A 17,079-nucleotide genomic window follows, 5' to 3' on the forward strand; every position below is an offset into this window, starting at 1 on the left:
TCGTGTTTAATGAAACATTAACGTATTTAATTGAACTGCCTTTGTGGGAGTTAATGGCTGTAGCTGCATCAATGGCTTATGTCATTTTTGCCGCTAAAGAGAGCGTATGGTGTTGGCCCGCAGCATTAGTTAGTACGGTGATCTATACCGTAATCTTTTATGATGTTTATTTGTGGATGGATAGCCTATTACAAGTGTATTATTTGGTAATGGCGGGATATGGCTGGTATAGCTGGCAGAAGCTAAAACATCCAATGAGTGTGGACAATCAATCCATGACTCAGAGCCAACAGGTCAAAGCGGTAATGATTTCAAGTTGGTCTTTTACCATTCACAGTAAAGTAATTGCAATGTTGGCAGCTATTTCGCTGGTTGTAGGTTATATAATGGCAACATTTACACCGACACATTTTCCGTATTTGGATGCTGCTACCACGGTTTATGCAGTATTTGCGACTTACTTAGTCACTCAAAAAGTTGTTGAAAATTGGCTGTATTGGGTGGTCATTGATCTTGTATCTATTTACCTTTATCTAGAGAAGGGGTTAACGCCAACAGCAGGGCTTTTTGTTGTCTATGTGGTGATCGCGCTGATTGGCTATTTTAGTTGGCGAAGAAACCTTACTTTTCAGTCAAATCTTGCAAATGCATAAGCTTAATTAGTACGTTCTGTGGTCAAATTTAAAGAAGGCACGATGAATAAAGGTGACAATATTTCAGAGTATTTATGAATAGTCCAATAACGAGCACGTTAGAGCAACTTCCATTTTCTCATTGGCAACCGGTTATAATAGGTGCGCCAGTTATAGAGTCGTTTGATACAGGTCTTAGCCATCAAGTGTTTAAGGTTAGCTTTGCAACTATAGAGCGGGGAGAGCAAAAAATCACGCCGCTTTTTGTCGCCAAACACGTTGCCAATAGAGAGACTCGCCACGCAGAATTTGATGCGCTGCAAAGAGCTTTCCAATGTGGCGTAAGTGTTAAACCAATTTATGTAGACGATAACTGGCTTATTACCGAATATTTTAATGGTGATTGTTTGGAGTCATTAGACCTTGATATTGAACAAAAATTAGAAATTGCGTTATCATTAGTGGCCAAGTTCCATCAGTCAGTCAAGCACGGCGCCACTTCAATTAATCTTCAGCAGGTCATAGACAAACTCATCAGCAAAAGTGGTTTGTCTCCTAAGCACCAGCAACTTCTCTCAACAGTAACAGTGGAACACCTACTTCCTCAACCTGATTGTGGAAACTTAGTTCATGGAGACGTTAATTTTACCAATGTGCTAGTGAATCAAGCGGACAACACAGCGAAGCTAATTGACTTTGAAGCCGCGAGCTATGCCAGCATGGAATACGAATTAGGAATGATGATGTCAGTGAACTTTATACACCCAGACACATTTTTTAGAGTGTTAAAACAAAGCAGTTATTTGTGTGCTTTATGCCCTAAAAAGGTAACGCGTAACGCTATAATGTCATCTATTATCAATGTGTTATGGTATTTTACCCATGATCATGAAAATGGCACTCAAGTATTTAAAAATACGGCTTTTGCTCAGCTTGAACACCTCGATTTATTAACAAATGAGAAATATTTACTCATTAAGGAAATGAGATAAGACGCTGAAAAGTTACGATTAAAGGTAGTGCAGGTCTAGCCTTGCTACTTCATAATTAAACTATGTTATCTAACGGTTAAATCATGTGAATTGGAAAGAATTAATAGAGAATAGAAATCGCTTCTTCTGGGTGTTACACACCGCAGGATGGTTGGGTTTCGCTTTGATCCAATTTCTTGGCTCGCTACTTCATGATCTGCGAGATATTTTTGTCGTGGTCATTTTGTTGAATTCATATGCTGGCTGGATGTTGACCGTGCCATTACGTTACGTTTATCGACGTGCATGGAATCTGTCACCTCTAAAAATTGCGGGGGTTATTGTCTTAACGTCGTACGTCACCGCTGTGTTGTGGCAGGTGATACGTAATGTAAATTATTGGGAAATATACAAACACGGCTATAAACCTGATTTCTGGTTGTACTATACGCAGTCGAGTGTTTGGTCTTTCTATATTATCTTAAGCTGGAGTGGCTTGTACTTTGGTATTAAGTATTATCAAATGCTGCAAAAAGAAAAGCAAAACGTGCTGCAAGCTAATACATTAGCGCACCAAGCGCAGCTAAAAATGTTGCGCTACCAACTTAACCCTCACTTTTTGTTTAATACACTAAATGCTATTTCAACGTTAATTTTAGTCAAAGAGAATACGACCGCTAACGCCATGGTCACCAAGCTCAGTGAGTTTTTACGTTATTCGTTAGATAAAGATCCAATGAAACGCGTTTCTTTAGAAAATGAAATGCAAGCCCTTAAGTTGTATTTGGATATTGAGAAAGTGAGATTTGAAGAGCGTCTTCAAGTCGTGGTTAATATCGCATCAGACTGTCAGCAAGCACTTGTGCCGAGTATGATTTTGCAACCGTTAGCCGAGAACGCGATTAAACATGCAATTGCTGTACAAGAAAATGGTGGCACCATTACTATCTCTGTCAATAGATTCGGTAATGATTTGTTACTCGAACTTGCTGATGACGGACCAGGAGCTGAAATCAAAAATGGCAACTTGTATAGAGAAAGCGGGGTTGGGCTAGTAAATACACGTGAACGGCTACAAGCGCTCTATAAAAATAATTATTCACTTGTCGTCTCCCAAAATAATCCGTCAGGTGTTAAAGTAAACATTAGAATTCCCTACGAATTAGGAAGTTAGTATGTCACTGTCAACGATAGTTGTTGATGATGAACCACTTGCCCGTAAAGGTTTAGCAATACGGCTAGCGGAGCACGATGATATCGATCTTATTGCACAATGTGGCAATGGCAGAGAAGCCATTGAAGCAATCCGTGCTTATCAACCCGATTTGATGTTTTTAGACATTCAAATGCCCGGTCTAAATGGATTTGAAGTGCTCGACGAAATTGTCGCTCAAGGATTAAAGCTACCAATGGTAGTTTTTGTCACTGCATTTGATCAATATGCCATTAAAGCGTTTGATATTCATGCCGTCGATTACCTAATGAAACCTGCTGATGAAGTCCGACTTGCCCAATCATTGGAAAAAGTACGTTTAGCCATTCAAGCGCAGACGGATGTTGATCATAAAAACAAGCTGGTACAGTTAGTCAGTAATGTCACGGGTAGTGATACTAATAAAATACTTGAAGAGCTCTCTAATAATGATGAGTTATCAATATCCAAATACTCTGATGTATTACCAATCAAAGACGGCGGCGAGCTGAGTCGAGTGCCAGTAAATAGCATTTTGTGGATTGACGCTGCAGGTGACTATATGTGTGTTCATACTGATGAAAATACCCACATACTACGTAAAACAATGAAACAGCTAGAAGAGGTGTTGGATCCTCGACAGTTCATTCGTAGCCACCGCTCAACTATTGTCAACAAGCAATATATCCAAAAATTCTGTAGCCAGTTAAACGGTGAGTATTACTTAGTAATGAGTAATGGTAAAGAGCTTAAAGTCAGTCGAAGCTATAAAGAAAAAGTTAAACAAGCAGTCACTAATTAACAATTCTTTTTGTATTAACTACTGTTTGATGCTGCAGCGTAACCTTGTCTGATAGGTTGATGATGGTTTAATTTGATCGAGCCGTTAATGCCAGTATGTTTTGCTGGGCTGCTACTAGGTTTTCGTTAACAGTTTTACTGTGCTTTATCGTCTCACTAAGAGCCACTTCAACGATTTCATTGTCACGTTCGCCCAGCATCAATAAGCTCTTACCAACTTTAATAGCTTGTACTGCCCCAACACCTAGTTTGGTAGCTAAAATTCTATCCTTAGCTACCGGAGAACCCCCTCGTTGGATATGACCAAGTACACAAGCTGCACAGTCAATATTAAATTGTTCTTTCAATTGTTCGGCCAAATGCATAGCACCACCAGGCCAAAGGTTTTCAGCAAGGACAACCAAATAACTATTGTCTTTACTTTTTTGCTCAGCATATATTTCTTCGGCGAGCTCAGCTAGCTTGTCTTCTGCTTGGCTTGGATGGAAATTTTCAAATGATATGATTTGTTCTGCGGCACAGGCGACGCCAACATTAAAAGCAATATGGCCACTGTTTCGGCCCATGAGCTCGACAATGAAAACACGGTCAAAGGCATTGGCTGTATCCCTTATTTTGTCTATGGCTTCAATGGCTGTGTTTATGGCCGTAGCAAACCCTATGGTATAATCTGTGCCGTCTAAGTCATTATCTATTGTCCCAGGCAAACCAATCACCTGACCACGCCATTGTTCAGCAATTGCTAATAAACCAGTAAAGGAGCCGTCACCCCCAATGACAATTAATGCATCTATTTGCTCTTTGATAAGCGTGTTTATGGCTTGTTGAACACCTGTTTTTGTCCTTAGCTCGGGGCATCTAGCACTTTTTAATAAGGTACCACCTTGTTGAATGATATTATTCACTGCTTCAATTTTAAGCTTAGCGATATCCGCATTTATCAAGCCGTTATAGCCATGATAAACACCTATACAGTCATAGTTGTAGCGATTGCAGGCCAATACAATAGCTCGTATGGCGGCATTCATTCCAGGCGCATCGCCACCACTTGTTAGTATGGCGATTTTTAACTTCTTATTCATAAGCACATTTAACACTTTGTTAAAGATTATTAAATATCATTATCGTACTAGCGTTAATAATCAAGTAATGAATCAGTCGATATATAATTTTATTGAACTAGGACAACTAATTCATTTCATTGTTCTTTCAGCAATTTTTTTGATCGTAGAGTTTATTCTTAGTTACCGTAGTGTACTCATAACAATTTTGTGACAGTTACAGTTAATTACAGTGTTAACTCATGAATTTGGTTTAAAATAACCTAAAGGATCATCACTTTGATCAACTTGAAAATAGTGTACTTTCATTGTTTTTAATTAATTAACAACCGAGACATGAAGTTGATATGTTAAAAAGACTTGCTATACCGTTAGTGATTGCGTCGTTAAGTGCTTGTGTTGCGAGCCCTGATACAGCACACAAAGCATCGCCGTTGCATGCTAATACAACGTCAGAGCAATCAATCAATGAGAAGAGTTTTACTCAGCTAAATAAGCGACTGACATTGATAGAGCAAAATATCGTTGAGCAAATAGAATCGAAGTGCCAGATAAAGAATAGCTCAGATGAAAATGCCCAATTGTCGAACCTATTGACTGCACAGGCTAATGTTAAACATGCTCCAGTAAAAAAAACACAACCTCAATCAGCCAAAGTCGTTGAGAAAATTGTCGTGGAGCAATGCAACCAAGAGCAGCCATTGATTGTTGGCGCGGTTGAACATGTCAGCTTTATCAAAGAACAGTTAAGCTTCGATGCACGCATAGATACTGGTGCAGCGACATCTTCTATCGGTGTCTATGAATTAACACCATTTGAACGGGACGGGGCTGATTGGGTTCGGTTTAAACTGGAAAACACTAAGGTCGCGATCGGCTTTGAATACCCAGTAATTGGCAAGGTTCAAATTAAACAACAAAGCAGCAAAAAATCTGTGACGCGGTTGGAAATAAAGATTGGCGTAGTGCTGGGTGACAAACAATATCGTCACCAAGTGTTCAATCTAGCAGATCGTAGCCACCTAGATTATCAAATTATGATCGGACGCTCTTTTTTAGAAAATAATGCGCTAGTCGATGTAAGCAAACAATTTTTACTAGGTAAGAAATAACATGATGTCACGTGCGCCTTTTTTCTTTTTAGTCATTGTTTTAGTATTTTTAGGCAGTATAAGCACCTATTTTCGTCATGTTGAGATTGGTATCCCTATAATTCCAGGCAAACAAATTGAAACATGGCAAGTAGAGGCGAAAATTGAATTTATTGGCACGTCAGCACCAATTAACGCAAAGCTAACGCTGCCCAAAGATGTAAACTTTGAGCTGGTCGATGAGTTCACGGCATCGCCAGCTTATGGCGTAAGTGTTATCAGAAATGAAAACCAAGCAGAAGTGAACTGGAATAAAAGGGCGGTTCAAGGGCGCCAAATATTATATTACCAAGGCACATACAAAAAAGTTTCAAACGTTGAAACTGCACCAGACTATAACACATTGCCCGTTGCAGATATTCTGGAAGAGCCGTACGAGAGTGCTGCTAATGCATTCTTCCAAACCGCTTATGCTAAATCTGGCAATGAAGAGTCTTTGATCACAGAAATCTTAAATAGATTAGACACTAAGGATCAAGAAATTACGTTATTGAAGTCACAGTTTGGTAAAACGGAATTGTTCGTTCATTTTATGCATAAAGCACGAATACCAGCCAAACTTGTTAAAGGCTTAGTGCTGGAAGATGGCCGCCGAAATCAACAATTAGTGCCGTTAGTGAAAGTGTTCATCAATGAAAAGTGGCACACAATTAACGTAGAATCTCATGTAGTTGGTGAAGTTGAACAAGTATTGATTTGGCAGCAAGACTCACCAGCATTGCTTGATTTAGAAGGTGGTAGGCAGTCGAGAGTCAGCTTTTCTATTGCTCACAGCATGAAAGAAGCGTTGCAAGACTCCGTAGATTCGTCAAACAAAGACGACATTTTAGGGTTTAGTATGTACCAATTGCCTATTGAAGAGCAAAATGTCTTTAAAGGGATATTGCTGTTACCAATAGGAGCACTAGTAGTAGTATTTTTAAGGGTGCTAGTTGGCTTAAAATGTAGCGGCACATTCATGCCAATATTAATTGCTACGTCGTTTACCCAAACGAATTTACTCAATGGCTTAATGGGCTTTTTATTGATCGTTTCACTTGGTCTTATGATCCGCTCCTATTTGTCTCGCTTGAATCTATTGCTCGTCTCTAGAATATCCGCGGTGGTGATGGTCGTTATCGCGATTATTTTGATCTCAACAGTATTGGCATTTAGGTTAGGGATAACGGATGCATTAACCATTGCTTTTTTCCCTATGGTGATTATGGCATGGACAATCGAGCGTATGTCTATCCTTTGGGAAGAAGAAGGAGGCAGCGAAGTACTCATACAAGGTGGCGGAAGCTTAATAGTTGCCATTATCGCTTACTTGATGATGGACAATATGTTGATCCGTCACTGGGCGTTTAACTTCCTCGGTGTTCACTTAATTATACTAGCAGCTATTTTAATGATGGGGCAATACACCGGCTATCGTCTATTAGAGCTTTATCGTTTTAGACCAATGGCACGAAAACATTAAGATGGGGATTTTTAACTTTGCCAACCCATTTGTGTTAGCAAACCGTGGCGTCATGGGGATGAATCAGCGAAATTTTTCCTATATTTCGCGCTATAACAAGCGAGAGCTTTACCCGAATGTAGATGACAAGTTAAAAACTAAGCATCTTGCGATAGGTAATGGAATAGCCGTGCCTGAGCTCATTGGCGTAGTCAGGTTTCAACATGATGTGAAAAAGGTCTTTGATTTACTTAAAAGGCATCAAGGTTTTTGTATTAAGCCGGCAAAAGGTAGTGGCGGGAAAGGGATTTTGGTTATCTTGTCGACAGATGAAAAGGGTTATAAGAAAGCCAGTGGAGATTATGTCAGTAAAGACGAAATTATCAGGCATATCTCGAATATTTTGGCGGGTCTGTTTAGCTTAGGCGGTGCGTCTGATGTCGCTGTGATTGAAGCATTAATCGAATTTGATCCTATTTTTGATGGTTTAAGTCATGAAGGTGTGCCAGATATAAGAATGATTGTCTTTCAAGGCTATCCTATGATGGCCATGCTAAGGCTTGCAACTCACGCTAGCGATGGCAAAGCCAATTTGCATCAAGGGGCTGTTGGGGTAGGCATTAATATAGCGACAGGCAAAGCTAAACATGCCGTACAATTTGATAAACCCATTAAATTCCACCCTGATACCGAACAACCTTTGGATCAAGTACAGATTACCAATTGGGAGAGTTTACTCAGATTGTCAGCAAGTTGTTATGAAATGTCGGGCTTGGGTTATTTAGGTGTTGATATTGTATTAGACAAGACGTTAGGACCATTAGTTTTGGAATTGAATGCTAGGCCAGGATTAGCCATACAGATTGCTAATGGCATGGGCATGTTACCAAGGCTAAAGGCGATTGAAGCACTCGCTAAAGCGAGGGGCTTTAAAGCCCGACCTGATGTTAAGCAACGGGTAGATTATGCAAAAAGTCAGTTCAACGATTAGCGCTATTTGCCGTCTATTTTTTATTATTGGGCTACTAGGTCACAACTTAGCTTATGCTGGCGGAGTGCAATCCGCTCAGAGGGATCTGTATGGACACGACATTGGAAAGCGTTGTGGTATTATCTTTGGGCAACTAAAAAGCGCAGCGAATCAGCCATCAAAGCTAGTGACTAGCAATAAATCGGCGACTTTCTTCGATACTATTCATTCCCTAGAACAAACGCTGATCCCAGCGCAAAACCTCCTATTTGAAAGCTATCTCATGGCTGATGTTTCGCCAGATAAAGACATTCAGAAACAAGCGCGTGCATGTCAGCTTAAGTTAAGTGCCGCAATGGATCTCCTCATAGGAAGTGAGGCTATGTCATCACTATTAAAGCTTGCTAAACAAAGGGTAACCAATTCGTCTGAGCAACGAGTGTTGGATAGGTATCAACAGCAGCATTTATCTTTAGCAAATGAAGACTATGCGGTAAATAAGCAACAGCTTAAAGAAGTCGCTGCTGCATTCCGTCAAGGGACAACGGCTAAGGTTAATAAGCCATTTGAACTTTCATATGCCTGCCTTCAAAAATTGCCTAAAAAGCTAAAAACTGAATTTGATGAAACAGGACATTCATCACTAGCGATCAATAAGCGTCTGTATTTATCACTATTGAATAAACATCCTGTGTCTAATTGTCGTCAAGAGGTTTATCGACAATACCAAAGACGTCATGAACAAGGCAACCAAGCGCATTTAGCTGCACTTATCACGAAGAAAAATAGAGGTGCAAAATACTTGGGCTATCAGAATTTTGCTGAATATTCGTTGCGCAACACTCAGCTTGAATCTGTTGATAACGTCAACGCGTTATTGACTGAAATTGCCTCAAAATTACCATCATCTTCAGCGCCTTGGGATTATCGCTTTGACGCAAAGCAAGAGAAAATGGCCAATGGCCGTAACAATAAAAAATCAGCCGCGCAAACAATCACACCAGAAATAGCCCATCAAGGACTGTTTAAGTTGCTAAAGTCGGAGTTCGCTTTAACAATTACTCAACTTGCTGTGCCCACTTGGCATAGTAGCGTTCAAGCATACGAACTCACGCAGAACGATAAACTGATAGGCGAGTTTTATTTAGATCTTTATAGCAGAGAAGGCAAATACAAAAAAAACCGTCATAGGGCGATACAACGAGGCGTTACAAATGTTCAGTTGCCTCGTAGCGCTTTGATCTTAAGTTTGCCGAAAAAAAATTGGCGACAAAAGCACTTAAAGTCGTTCTTCCATGAGTTTGGCCACTTACTGCATAACATGTTATCAACTCAGCCTTATCACGTTAATGCTGGGATCAGTATTGAGAGTGATCTTATCGAAATGCCAGCAAAATGGTTTGAATGGCTTAGTTTTGACCCAGCAGTACAACAGCAAATGTTTGGTCAAGTCATCGTTGATAGTCAAGGCGCGGCGCAAGAAACGCCATTTAAGTTAAGACTCTATCGCGCGGCAATGGCCTTGGCATATTTTTCTGAGTCGCCAGAAGGAAATTCGCTGCAGCTTGAACAAATCAATCAAAGACTGTTCAGGCAGTATACGGGTTTTGACTATCCTAAGAGCGCCTCAAGCCAATACAGCTTTTCACATCTGGCGACCTATGGCCCTCGATATTTTAGCTACATATTTTCTGAGCTTGTTGCGCGAAAACTACTGCGTGACTACAAGGCTAGGAAGTTTAAAGGAGCAGATTTTTTGACTAAAATAATAGCAAAGGGGGGAAGTAAAACAATGGCAGAAATGCTAAGTGATTTATATCATTCGCCCTTAACTATCAATCAATTCATTAACTGGGTAAGCCATGATGAGCTTTGACAATAGGTTGCTCTACATCGTTTTCATTTTTGTCATTTTGGGGCATTCGTATGCCGCACAGGCCAAAGAAAGCGAGTCATTATCTTACCAAGATGTGGCCAATGGAATTCAACAAACGTTTGAGTCTCGGCTATTTGAATTGCCACCACGAATTCAAGGACATTATGGAATACGCCTATATCGTATGACCGGTGATGAAAAGTATTTACCCAGTGCACTGTATGATTATTATGTGGTTGCTGATCGCATGCATGCGATTGTTGATGGTATTGATAATAAATCTTTTATCAAAGAGCGCAGTGAGTACCTAACTGGCGCGATGAGTAAGGGTAAAAGGGGAAAAGCGCGCAGAAAAGCACTGAAAGCATTTCCTGAATTCATTTTTTATGCGGATGAGTTATTGAGACATGCGGCAAGGTTGAACGCTTTTGGTGTTGAATTACCGGGAAAAATTAAACGCACCATTGCTCAGTACGACTACTTACCTGCAATTACCGATAAAACTATGATCCAAGCTTGGGCGGCGCAAATTGCCAATTATGTATACTGGCTACATCAATTGGGCATTGCTGATCATAGAGTTGCATATAAAGAAGCTTTTCTAGCGGCATACCCCGATAAAGAAGATGATAAGTTATCTCGCTGGCATTTTAGAAACAAAGTTTACGGTTTGACCCATTTTATTTTCGCAGCCTCTGGGTTTTATCAGCACAACGTATCGTCTAATGAATTTGGTTGGATACTCGATTATTTTGATCAGAACAAGCGGCGCATACTAAACGATGCTACAGATGATATTGTGGCAGAGGTAGGCATTAGTTTTTTATTGATGGATAAGAAGAGCCACCCTTTGGTTGAACTGACTAAACAACGGCTCGTGCGTGCCTATAATGTGGAAGCTGGCATGATACCGTCAGTATCAGGAAAGTTGATTTTGTCGTCCGGCGAGCACCGCAATGTATTAACTTATATGCTGATGACTTGGCCAGAACAGTTAACCCCCGGACCGTTTTTTAACGAACTTGAATCAATGAATAAGTATGTCCCTGTTCAATTGCTTGATAATAAACAAAAAATTAACAAAGCAAAAAATATCGAAAATAAGGAAACCTACCAGCAATCGGCAAATAAGATCAGAGCCGAGTACGATAGTAACTTTTTAAAGCTTAAAACATCTGCCCAAAATCATTATGCGGCAAGAATGTACCGGTTAACGGGAGATACGCATTATGCGAGTCAGGCGGTAAATGAAGTTTATCAAATCTCTGAACGGTTAGATGATTACGCAAACAGCCTAGACAGTGCTACTTGGCGTGTTGAACAAGCAAGAGCAATGATTGATAGATTGCCAACAACAAAGCGCGGTAAGCGTCGCAAAAATGCACTCGCTAACACGGGCGATAAACGCTTTGCGCTTTATTTAGTGTACCAATTGGCAAAATTAAACGAGTATGGACTTGAACATCCTGCTCATCAGCAATTTATACGATACTTAAAACAAGCTGACTTACATGACTTATTGATGTCACCACAATTCATTAAAGCCTATGCGGCCCAAGTAGCGAACTACGTTTACTGGTTGAAAACCATGGATGTGGTTGATTGGACAGGGGAGCTAAAAATGGCCTTTGAGTCGGCTTACCCTGACGCTTACGATCAAAAATTAACGAAAAGCGAATTTAACAACAAGGTTTATGGTTTAACTCATATCATATTGGCCGATAGTAACTACTATCAAAACTTAGTGAGTGCGACGGAGCACCAATGGATTTTGGATTATTTTGAGCGGCATGAAGATAGAATCGTGAATAAGACTAAAGCAGACATACAAGCTGAAGTAGGCTTGAGTTTCTTACTGACCGAGCAGGGGCAACATAAAACGTTAAAAGCCATGAAAGTATCAATTCAGAATGCGATTCACCCAACAAAGGATCGGGTACTGTCGTCAAAAGGGAATGATGATTTAAGCAAAGGCGAGCATAGAAATGTACTGGCGTATGCCTTATTAAATTGGCCGGATAAATTATTCAAAGGGCCAATACTAAACGAACATCCCGAGTTGAAAAGACGATTACCTAGTCATTACCAATAGTGGTTCTATTTAATCAAGCATAAAAAAGCCAGTCTTATAGACTGGCTTTTGTTTTTATCTGATAGTAAGAGTCAAACTAAGCTTTTAACATCTCTTTAGTAATCTTAAGAATTTTCACAGTATTTGATGCTCCGACGGTTTCCATTAAGTCACCGTGGGTGAATATCACTTTATCATTCACTTCAAGATCTAGCTTTTGAATTACTTGCGCTAAGACGTCATTAGCTAAACTTTCATTGCTGCTAGTCGTTGAATCAAATGATACCGGGTAGACACCACGGTAAATTGCCATTTTGTTTAATGACTTTTCGTGGCGCGATAAAGAAAAAATCGGTAAGCCAGAGGTAATACGCGACATAATTTTAGCTGTTTGGCCCGATTCCGTAAGCGCAATTATTGCCTTAACCCCTTTTAAGTGGTTAGCTGCATACATTGCCGATAGAGCAACAGTTTCTGAGACTTCCTCAAACATGAGTTCGATACGGTGACCAGAAGTGTTGACTGAGCGATGCTTTTCGGCGCCAAGACATACATTATCCATTGCCTGTACAGTTTCTACTGGGAACTGACCTGCAGCGGTTTCAGCAGAAAGCATTACCGCATCAGTACCATCAAGCACGGCGTTGGCTACATCCATAACTTCAGCACGTGTCGGCATTGGGCTTTCGATCATGGTTTCCATCATTTGCGTTGCTGTAATAACAACACGGTTTAATTGACGGCTTCGCGCAATGATATGTTTTTGCTTACCGACAAGCTCAGCATCGCCAATTTCAACACCCAAATCGCCACGAGCAACCATAACAACATCAGATGCTAAGATGATTTCATCAAGGACTTTATCGTCAGATACTGCTTCAGCACGTTCAATTTTTGAAACCAAACGAACATCCGCACCGGCTTCTTGAGCAAGCAAGCGAGCTTCGCGCATGTCAGCGGCATCACGTGGGAATGATACGGCTAGGAAATCTGCTTCAAGTTTTGCGGCTAATTTGATGTCTTCTTTATCTTTATCAGTTAACGCGGCTGCAGATAAACCACCACCTTGACGGTTAATCCCTTTGTTATTAGACAATGGACCACCAATAGTAACCTCAGTGAATACTGATTGGCCCTTAGTGCTCAACACTTTTAATTGAACTCTACCATCATCAAGTAACAAAATATCGCCTGTGCCAACATCTTGAGGAAGCTCTTTGTAATCTATTCCTACTTTGTCTTGATTACCTTCGCCTTTGGCAAGTGATGCATCTAATTCAAACTTATCGCCAATATTTAAGCGAATAGGTCCATCTTTGAACGTCGAAATTCGAATTTTAGGACCTTGTAAATCGCCCAAAATACCAACATAAATTCCTAATTCTTTTGCTATTTCTCTAACCATATTGGCACGGTTAATGTGATCTTCTGGAATACCATGCGAGAAATTTAAACGTACTACGTTTACGCCAGCTTCTAAGATCTGTTTTAGTACTTCTCTATCATCTGTTGCCGGGCCGAGTGTGGCAACAATCTTCGTTCTTCTTGGCATCTTAGTCCTTCATATTTCTTTGGTAGTAATTAAAAAAGGCATACAAATTTTGTATGCCTTACAATGCTATTCTTTGCGGTCAAAGCGCGAACTACGTAAGCTGTCTTTAACCTTTTTCAGGTTGTCTCTAAATTTAGTGCCACGACGTAAGGTAAAACCAGTAGCTAAAATATCGATCAGGGTTAACTGCGCAATTCGTGATGACATCGGCATATATAAATCAGTATCTTCTGCAACATCTACAGATAATACTATGGAACATTCCTTCGCCAGTGGTGTACCTTCAGAGGTGATACCAATAACTGTTGCATCATTTTCTTTGGCTAAACTAGCCACTTCAACTAGCGATTTAGTACGTCCGGTATGTGAAATTAAAATAACCACATCACCTTGTTGGCTATTAATAGCGCTCATGCGCTGCATTAATATGTCATCAAAATAAACAACAGGAACATTGAATCTAAAGAATTTATTTTGTGCGTCATGGGCAACAACAGCGGATGCACCTAAACCAAAAAATGAAATTTTGTTTGCTTGGGTTAATAAGTCAACTGCGCGACTAATGCCTTTAGTACTTAAACTTTTACGTGCTAATTCAAGACTGGCCATTGTTGATTCAAAAATTTTAGCTGTGTATTCGTCAGCCGTATCATCTTCATCAACATGTCGATTTACATAAGGTGTACCGTTAGCCAAACTTTGCGCTAAATGTAATTTAAAATCAGGGTAACCTTTGGTGTCTAATCGGCGGCAAAACCTATTAACGGTGGGCTCACTGATATTAGCTTGTTTGGCGAGTGCGGCTATACTTGCATGAATAACAGTGCTTGGTGAAGCTAGAATAACTTCAGCAACTTTTCTTTCTGATTTACTGAAAGTGTCTAGTTCTGTCGTGATCTTTTCTAATATATTCATTTAATGTGATCCTAGATCTTTTTCTTAACTGTAATTTATTTTCTAGATAAATAACAGAAAAAATGAAATTTTCTTTCATATTGAACCGCAATATAAATCAAAATAGCAGTTAGTTGCAAATGTTTAATAAATAATCATGAAGAATTCATAATAGAGTATAGAGATACCAGTGCCTTTGAATAAATGTAGTAAAATTACAAAAAGTTCTTTACTGATGTGTTAACAAGCGCTAAATTAACGGTAAATGTAGCTTAGTTACAATGAGCAAACTAGAGAATTACCTATGAATCAAACTGAAATTCAGTCTAATGCGGAAATCGTCCTATTCGGTGCTTTAGGTGACTTGTCGCGACGTAAATTGCTGCCAGCACTTTATCAGCTCGACATGGAAGGCCTACTTCATCAAGACAGCAGAGTCATTGGGGTAGCGCGTCAAGAACATACCCAAGAAGAATTTACTGCTTTTGTTAAAGAAAACCTAACGACTTTCGTAGCTGAAGGGCTTAATGAAGAAGTGCTCGAGCGATTTATTGCTAGATTAGTCTATCAAAAGTTAGATTTTAAAGAGTTGGATAGTTACGGCACATTAGCTAAAACGCTTGAACAAGGAAATGATACTCGGGTTTATTATTATTCAACGCCACCTGCCATATATGGTGATATGACTGAAGGTTTATTTAAAGCTGGTCTTATTAAACCAGCAGATCGTGTTGTTATGGAGAAACCTATTGGTCACTGTTTAGCTTCGTCTAAAGTGATTAACGACATGGTCTCTAGCCGTTTTAGCGAAAATCAAATCTATCGTATCGATCATTACTTAGGTAAAGAAACGGTGCTCAATTTATTAGTCCTTAGATTTGCGAACTCATTGTTTACTAACAACTGGGATAGAAACCATATTGACCATGTACAAATCACGGTTGCTGAAAGTGTTGGTATCGAAGGCCGCTTTGGTTTTTATGATGATGCTGGCCAAATGCGCGACATGGTTCAAAACCACTTGTTGCAAATTTTATCTCTGCTTGCCATGGAGCCTCCGGCTGATTTGAGTGCTGACAGTGTTCGTGATGAAAAACTCAAAGTGCTTAAAGCACTTATTCCTATTACTCGTCAGAATGTCAAAGATAAAACCGTTCGTGGTCAATACACGGAAGGGTACCTAAAAGGTGGGCTTGTACCAGGTTACTTAGAAGAAGACGGCGCGATTGAAAAAAGTAGCACTGAGACTTTTGTTGCTATTAAGGCTGAAATTGATAACTGGCGCTGGACAGGTGTACCGTTCTACTTAAGAACCGGTAAACGTATGCCAGCGAAACACAGTGAAATTGTGGTGCAATTTAAAGAGCAACCTCACAACATTTTCAAAGACAGCTATGAAGACCTACCCGCTAACAAATTAACTATTCGCTTGCAGCCTGACGAAGGTGTCGAGTTACAAGTGATGAATAAGGTGCCAGGAATTTCACAGCAAATGGCCATTAGCGAAAATAAGCTTGATTTAAGTTTTTCTGAATCTTATGGCAATGAACGTGTTATTGACGCCTATGAACGTCTAATGCTTGAAGTCATTAATGGTAATCAGTCGTTGTTTGTTCGTCGCGATGAAGTCGAAGCAGCTTGGGTATGGGCCGACAGTGTTATTGAAGCGTGGAAGGCAACTAATGATAAGCCTAAGCCTTATGCATCAGGCTCTTGGGGCCCTGTTTCTTCTATATCTTTGATCGCACGTGACGATCGTCAATGGGTAGAATAATGTACCAATTTAATCAATTTGAAAGCCGAGAAAATTTAGATAACGCGTTAGCAGACAAAGTTGAAGCTATTTTGCGTGAAGCAGTTAAATTAAAAGGTAAAGCAAGTATTGCCGTTTCAGGTGGTTCAACCCCGAAAGGTTTTTTTGAAGCACTTTCTCAAAAAGATTTACCGTGGCGAGAAATTACGATTACTTTGGCGGATGAACGTTGGGTAAATATAGACAGTGATGCAAGTAACACAAAATTAGTTCATGAAAACTTAATTCAGAATAAAGCGGTTGATGCTAATTTTTTTCATATCAAACAAGGTGAAGCATTAAATGCTGAAACATTGGCTGATTTGAATTTGGCGGCAAACACAACAGTTTTACCTTTTGATGTGTTGATTTTAGGTATGGGGGAAGACGGCCATACCGCGTCTTTATTCCCTTGCAGTGATGAAGTTAATGCGGCACTTTCACAAGGTGCACCGGCACTTTTAAAAGTGACACCTAAAACGGCACCTCATGATCGAATTACCTTCAGTTTTTCAACGCTTGCACAGAGTAAAAATACAATTTTGCACATTTGCGGTGACGGAAAAAAAGCTGTATTGGACAAAGCCATTGATGGTGAAGAAACGTTAGCAATGCCTATTCGTGCATTCCTACACCATCCAACCTTACAAACCGATGTTTATTGGGCGGAGTAGT

The 17,079-nt window shown here is 39.9% G+C and carries 14 protein-coding genes; 11 read left to right on the forward strand and 3 right to left on the reverse strand.

The window, feature by feature from the left end; translation table 11 throughout:
• Positions 1 to 2 precede the first annotated feature (2 nt).
• The 4 genes from pnuC (at position 3) to QUE03_RS09005 (ending at position 3,597) form a co-directional block, all read left to right on the forward strand.
• The gene (gene pnuC, locus QUE03_RS08990; protein WP_286267258.1) at positions 3 to 653 is read left to right on the forward strand and encodes a nicotinamide riboside transporter PnuC; all 651 of its coding nucleotides are present in this window, start codon (positions 3 to 5) and stop codon (positions 651 to 653) included.
• Between the two features lie 74 nt (positions 654 to 727).
• Positions 728 to 1,624 (forward strand): phosphotransferase, encoded by an 897-nt coding sequence (locus tag QUE03_RS08995; RefSeq protein WP_286267260.1) that lies wholly within the window; start codon positions 728 to 730, stop codon positions 1,622 to 1,624.
• Positions 1,625 to 1,709: 85 nt separating this feature from the next.
• A complete protein-coding gene (locus QUE03_RS09000; protein ID WP_286267262.1) occupies positions 1,710 to 2,777 on the forward strand; it encodes a sensor histidine kinase in 1,068 nt (355 codons plus the stop codon).
• Position 2,778: 1 nt separating this feature from the next.
• A complete protein-coding gene (locus QUE03_RS09005; RefSeq protein WP_286267264.1) occupies positions 2,779 to 3,597 on the forward strand; it encodes a LytR/AlgR family response regulator transcription factor in 819 nt (272 codons plus the stop codon).
• Positions 3,598 to 3,664: 67 nt separating this feature from the next.
• On the opposite strand, the gene QUE03_RS09010 is transcribed toward QUE03_RS09005, so the two are convergent.
• Positions 3,665 to 4,678: an ATP-dependent 6-phosphofructokinase gene (locus QUE03_RS09010; RefSeq protein WP_286267266.1), complete on the reverse strand. Its 1,014-nt coding sequence runs from the start codon at positions 4,676 to 4,678 to the stop codon at positions 3,665 to 3,667.
• Positions 4,679 to 5,004: 326 nt separating this feature from the next.
• Between QUE03_RS09010 and QUE03_RS09015 the strand changes: the two genes are divergently transcribed.
• The 5 genes from QUE03_RS09015 to QUE03_RS09035 are packed head-to-tail and all read left to right on the forward strand — an operon-like array spanning position 5,005 to position 12,187.
• Entirely contained in the window at positions 5,005 to 5,769 is a 765-nt protein-coding gene (locus QUE03_RS09015) for an ATP-dependent zinc protease family protein (protein WP_286267268.1), read from the forward strand.
• Between the two features lies 1 nt (position 5,770).
• Entirely contained in the window at positions 5,771 to 7,270 is a 1,500-nt protein-coding gene (locus QUE03_RS09020; protein WP_286267270.1) for a UUP1 family membrane protein, read from the forward strand.
• A gap of 1 nt (position 7,271) precedes the next feature.
• On the forward strand, positions 7,272 to 8,240 hold the full coding sequence (locus tag QUE03_RS09025; protein ID WP_286267273.1) for an alpha-L-glutamate ligase-like protein: 969 nt from the start codon (positions 7,272 to 7,274) through the stop codon (positions 8,238 to 8,240).
• Positions 8,215 to 10,095: a M3 family metallopeptidase gene (locus tag QUE03_RS09030; protein WP_286267275.1), complete on the forward strand. Its 1,881-nt coding sequence runs from the start codon at positions 8,215 to 8,217 to the stop codon at positions 10,093 to 10,095. The genes QUE03_RS09025 and QUE03_RS09030 overlap by 26 nt, the downstream gene beginning before the upstream one ends.
• Positions 10,082 to 12,187, forward strand: coding sequence for a DUF3541 domain-containing protein (locus tag QUE03_RS09035; RefSeq protein WP_286267277.1), 2,106 nt, complete (start codon positions 10,082 to 10,084; stop codon positions 12,185 to 12,187). Before QUE03_RS09030 ends, QUE03_RS09035 begins: the two co-directional genes overlap by 14 nt.
• A 76-nt stretch (positions 12,188 to 12,263) precedes the next feature.
• On the opposite strand, the gene pyk is transcribed toward QUE03_RS09035, so the two are convergent.
• Together pyk and QUE03_RS09045 are read right to left on the reverse strand one after the other, a co-directional pair.
• Complete coding sequence (gene pyk / locus QUE03_RS09040; RefSeq protein WP_286267279.1) at positions 12,264 to 13,718, reverse strand: pyruvate kinase; 1,455 nt, start codon at positions 13,716 to 13,718, stop codon at positions 12,264 to 12,266.
• Between the two features lie 66 nt (positions 13,719 to 13,784).
• Positions 13,785 to 14,633: a MurR/RpiR family transcriptional regulator gene (locus QUE03_RS09045; protein ID WP_286267281.1), complete on the reverse strand. Its 849-nt coding sequence runs from the start codon at positions 14,631 to 14,633 to the stop codon at positions 13,785 to 13,787.
• A 283-nt stretch (positions 14,634 to 14,916) separates the two neighbouring features.
• On the opposite strand from QUE03_RS09045, the gene zwf reads away from it, so the two are divergent.
• Both zwf and pgl read left to right on the forward strand, forming a co-directional pair.
• Entirely contained in the window at positions 14,917 to 16,386 is a 1,470-nt protein-coding gene (zwf, locus tag QUE03_RS09050) for a glucose-6-phosphate dehydrogenase (RefSeq protein ID WP_286267283.1), read from the forward strand.
• Positions 16,386 to 17,078 carry a 6-phosphogluconolactonase gene (gene pgl / locus QUE03_RS09055; RefSeq protein ID WP_286267285.1) on the forward strand — a complete coding sequence of 231 codons (693 nt, stop codon included), beginning with the start codon at positions 16,386 to 16,388 and terminating at the stop codon, positions 17,076 to 17,078. The genes zwf and pgl overlap by 1 nt, the downstream gene beginning before the upstream one ends.
• Position 17,079: the final 1 nt, after the last annotated feature.

This window comes from Thalassotalea atypica (assembly GCF_030295975.1).
GTDB classification, from domain to species: domain Bacteria; phylum Pseudomonadota; class Gammaproteobacteria; order Enterobacterales; family Alteromonadaceae; genus Thalassotalea_F; species Thalassotalea_F atypica.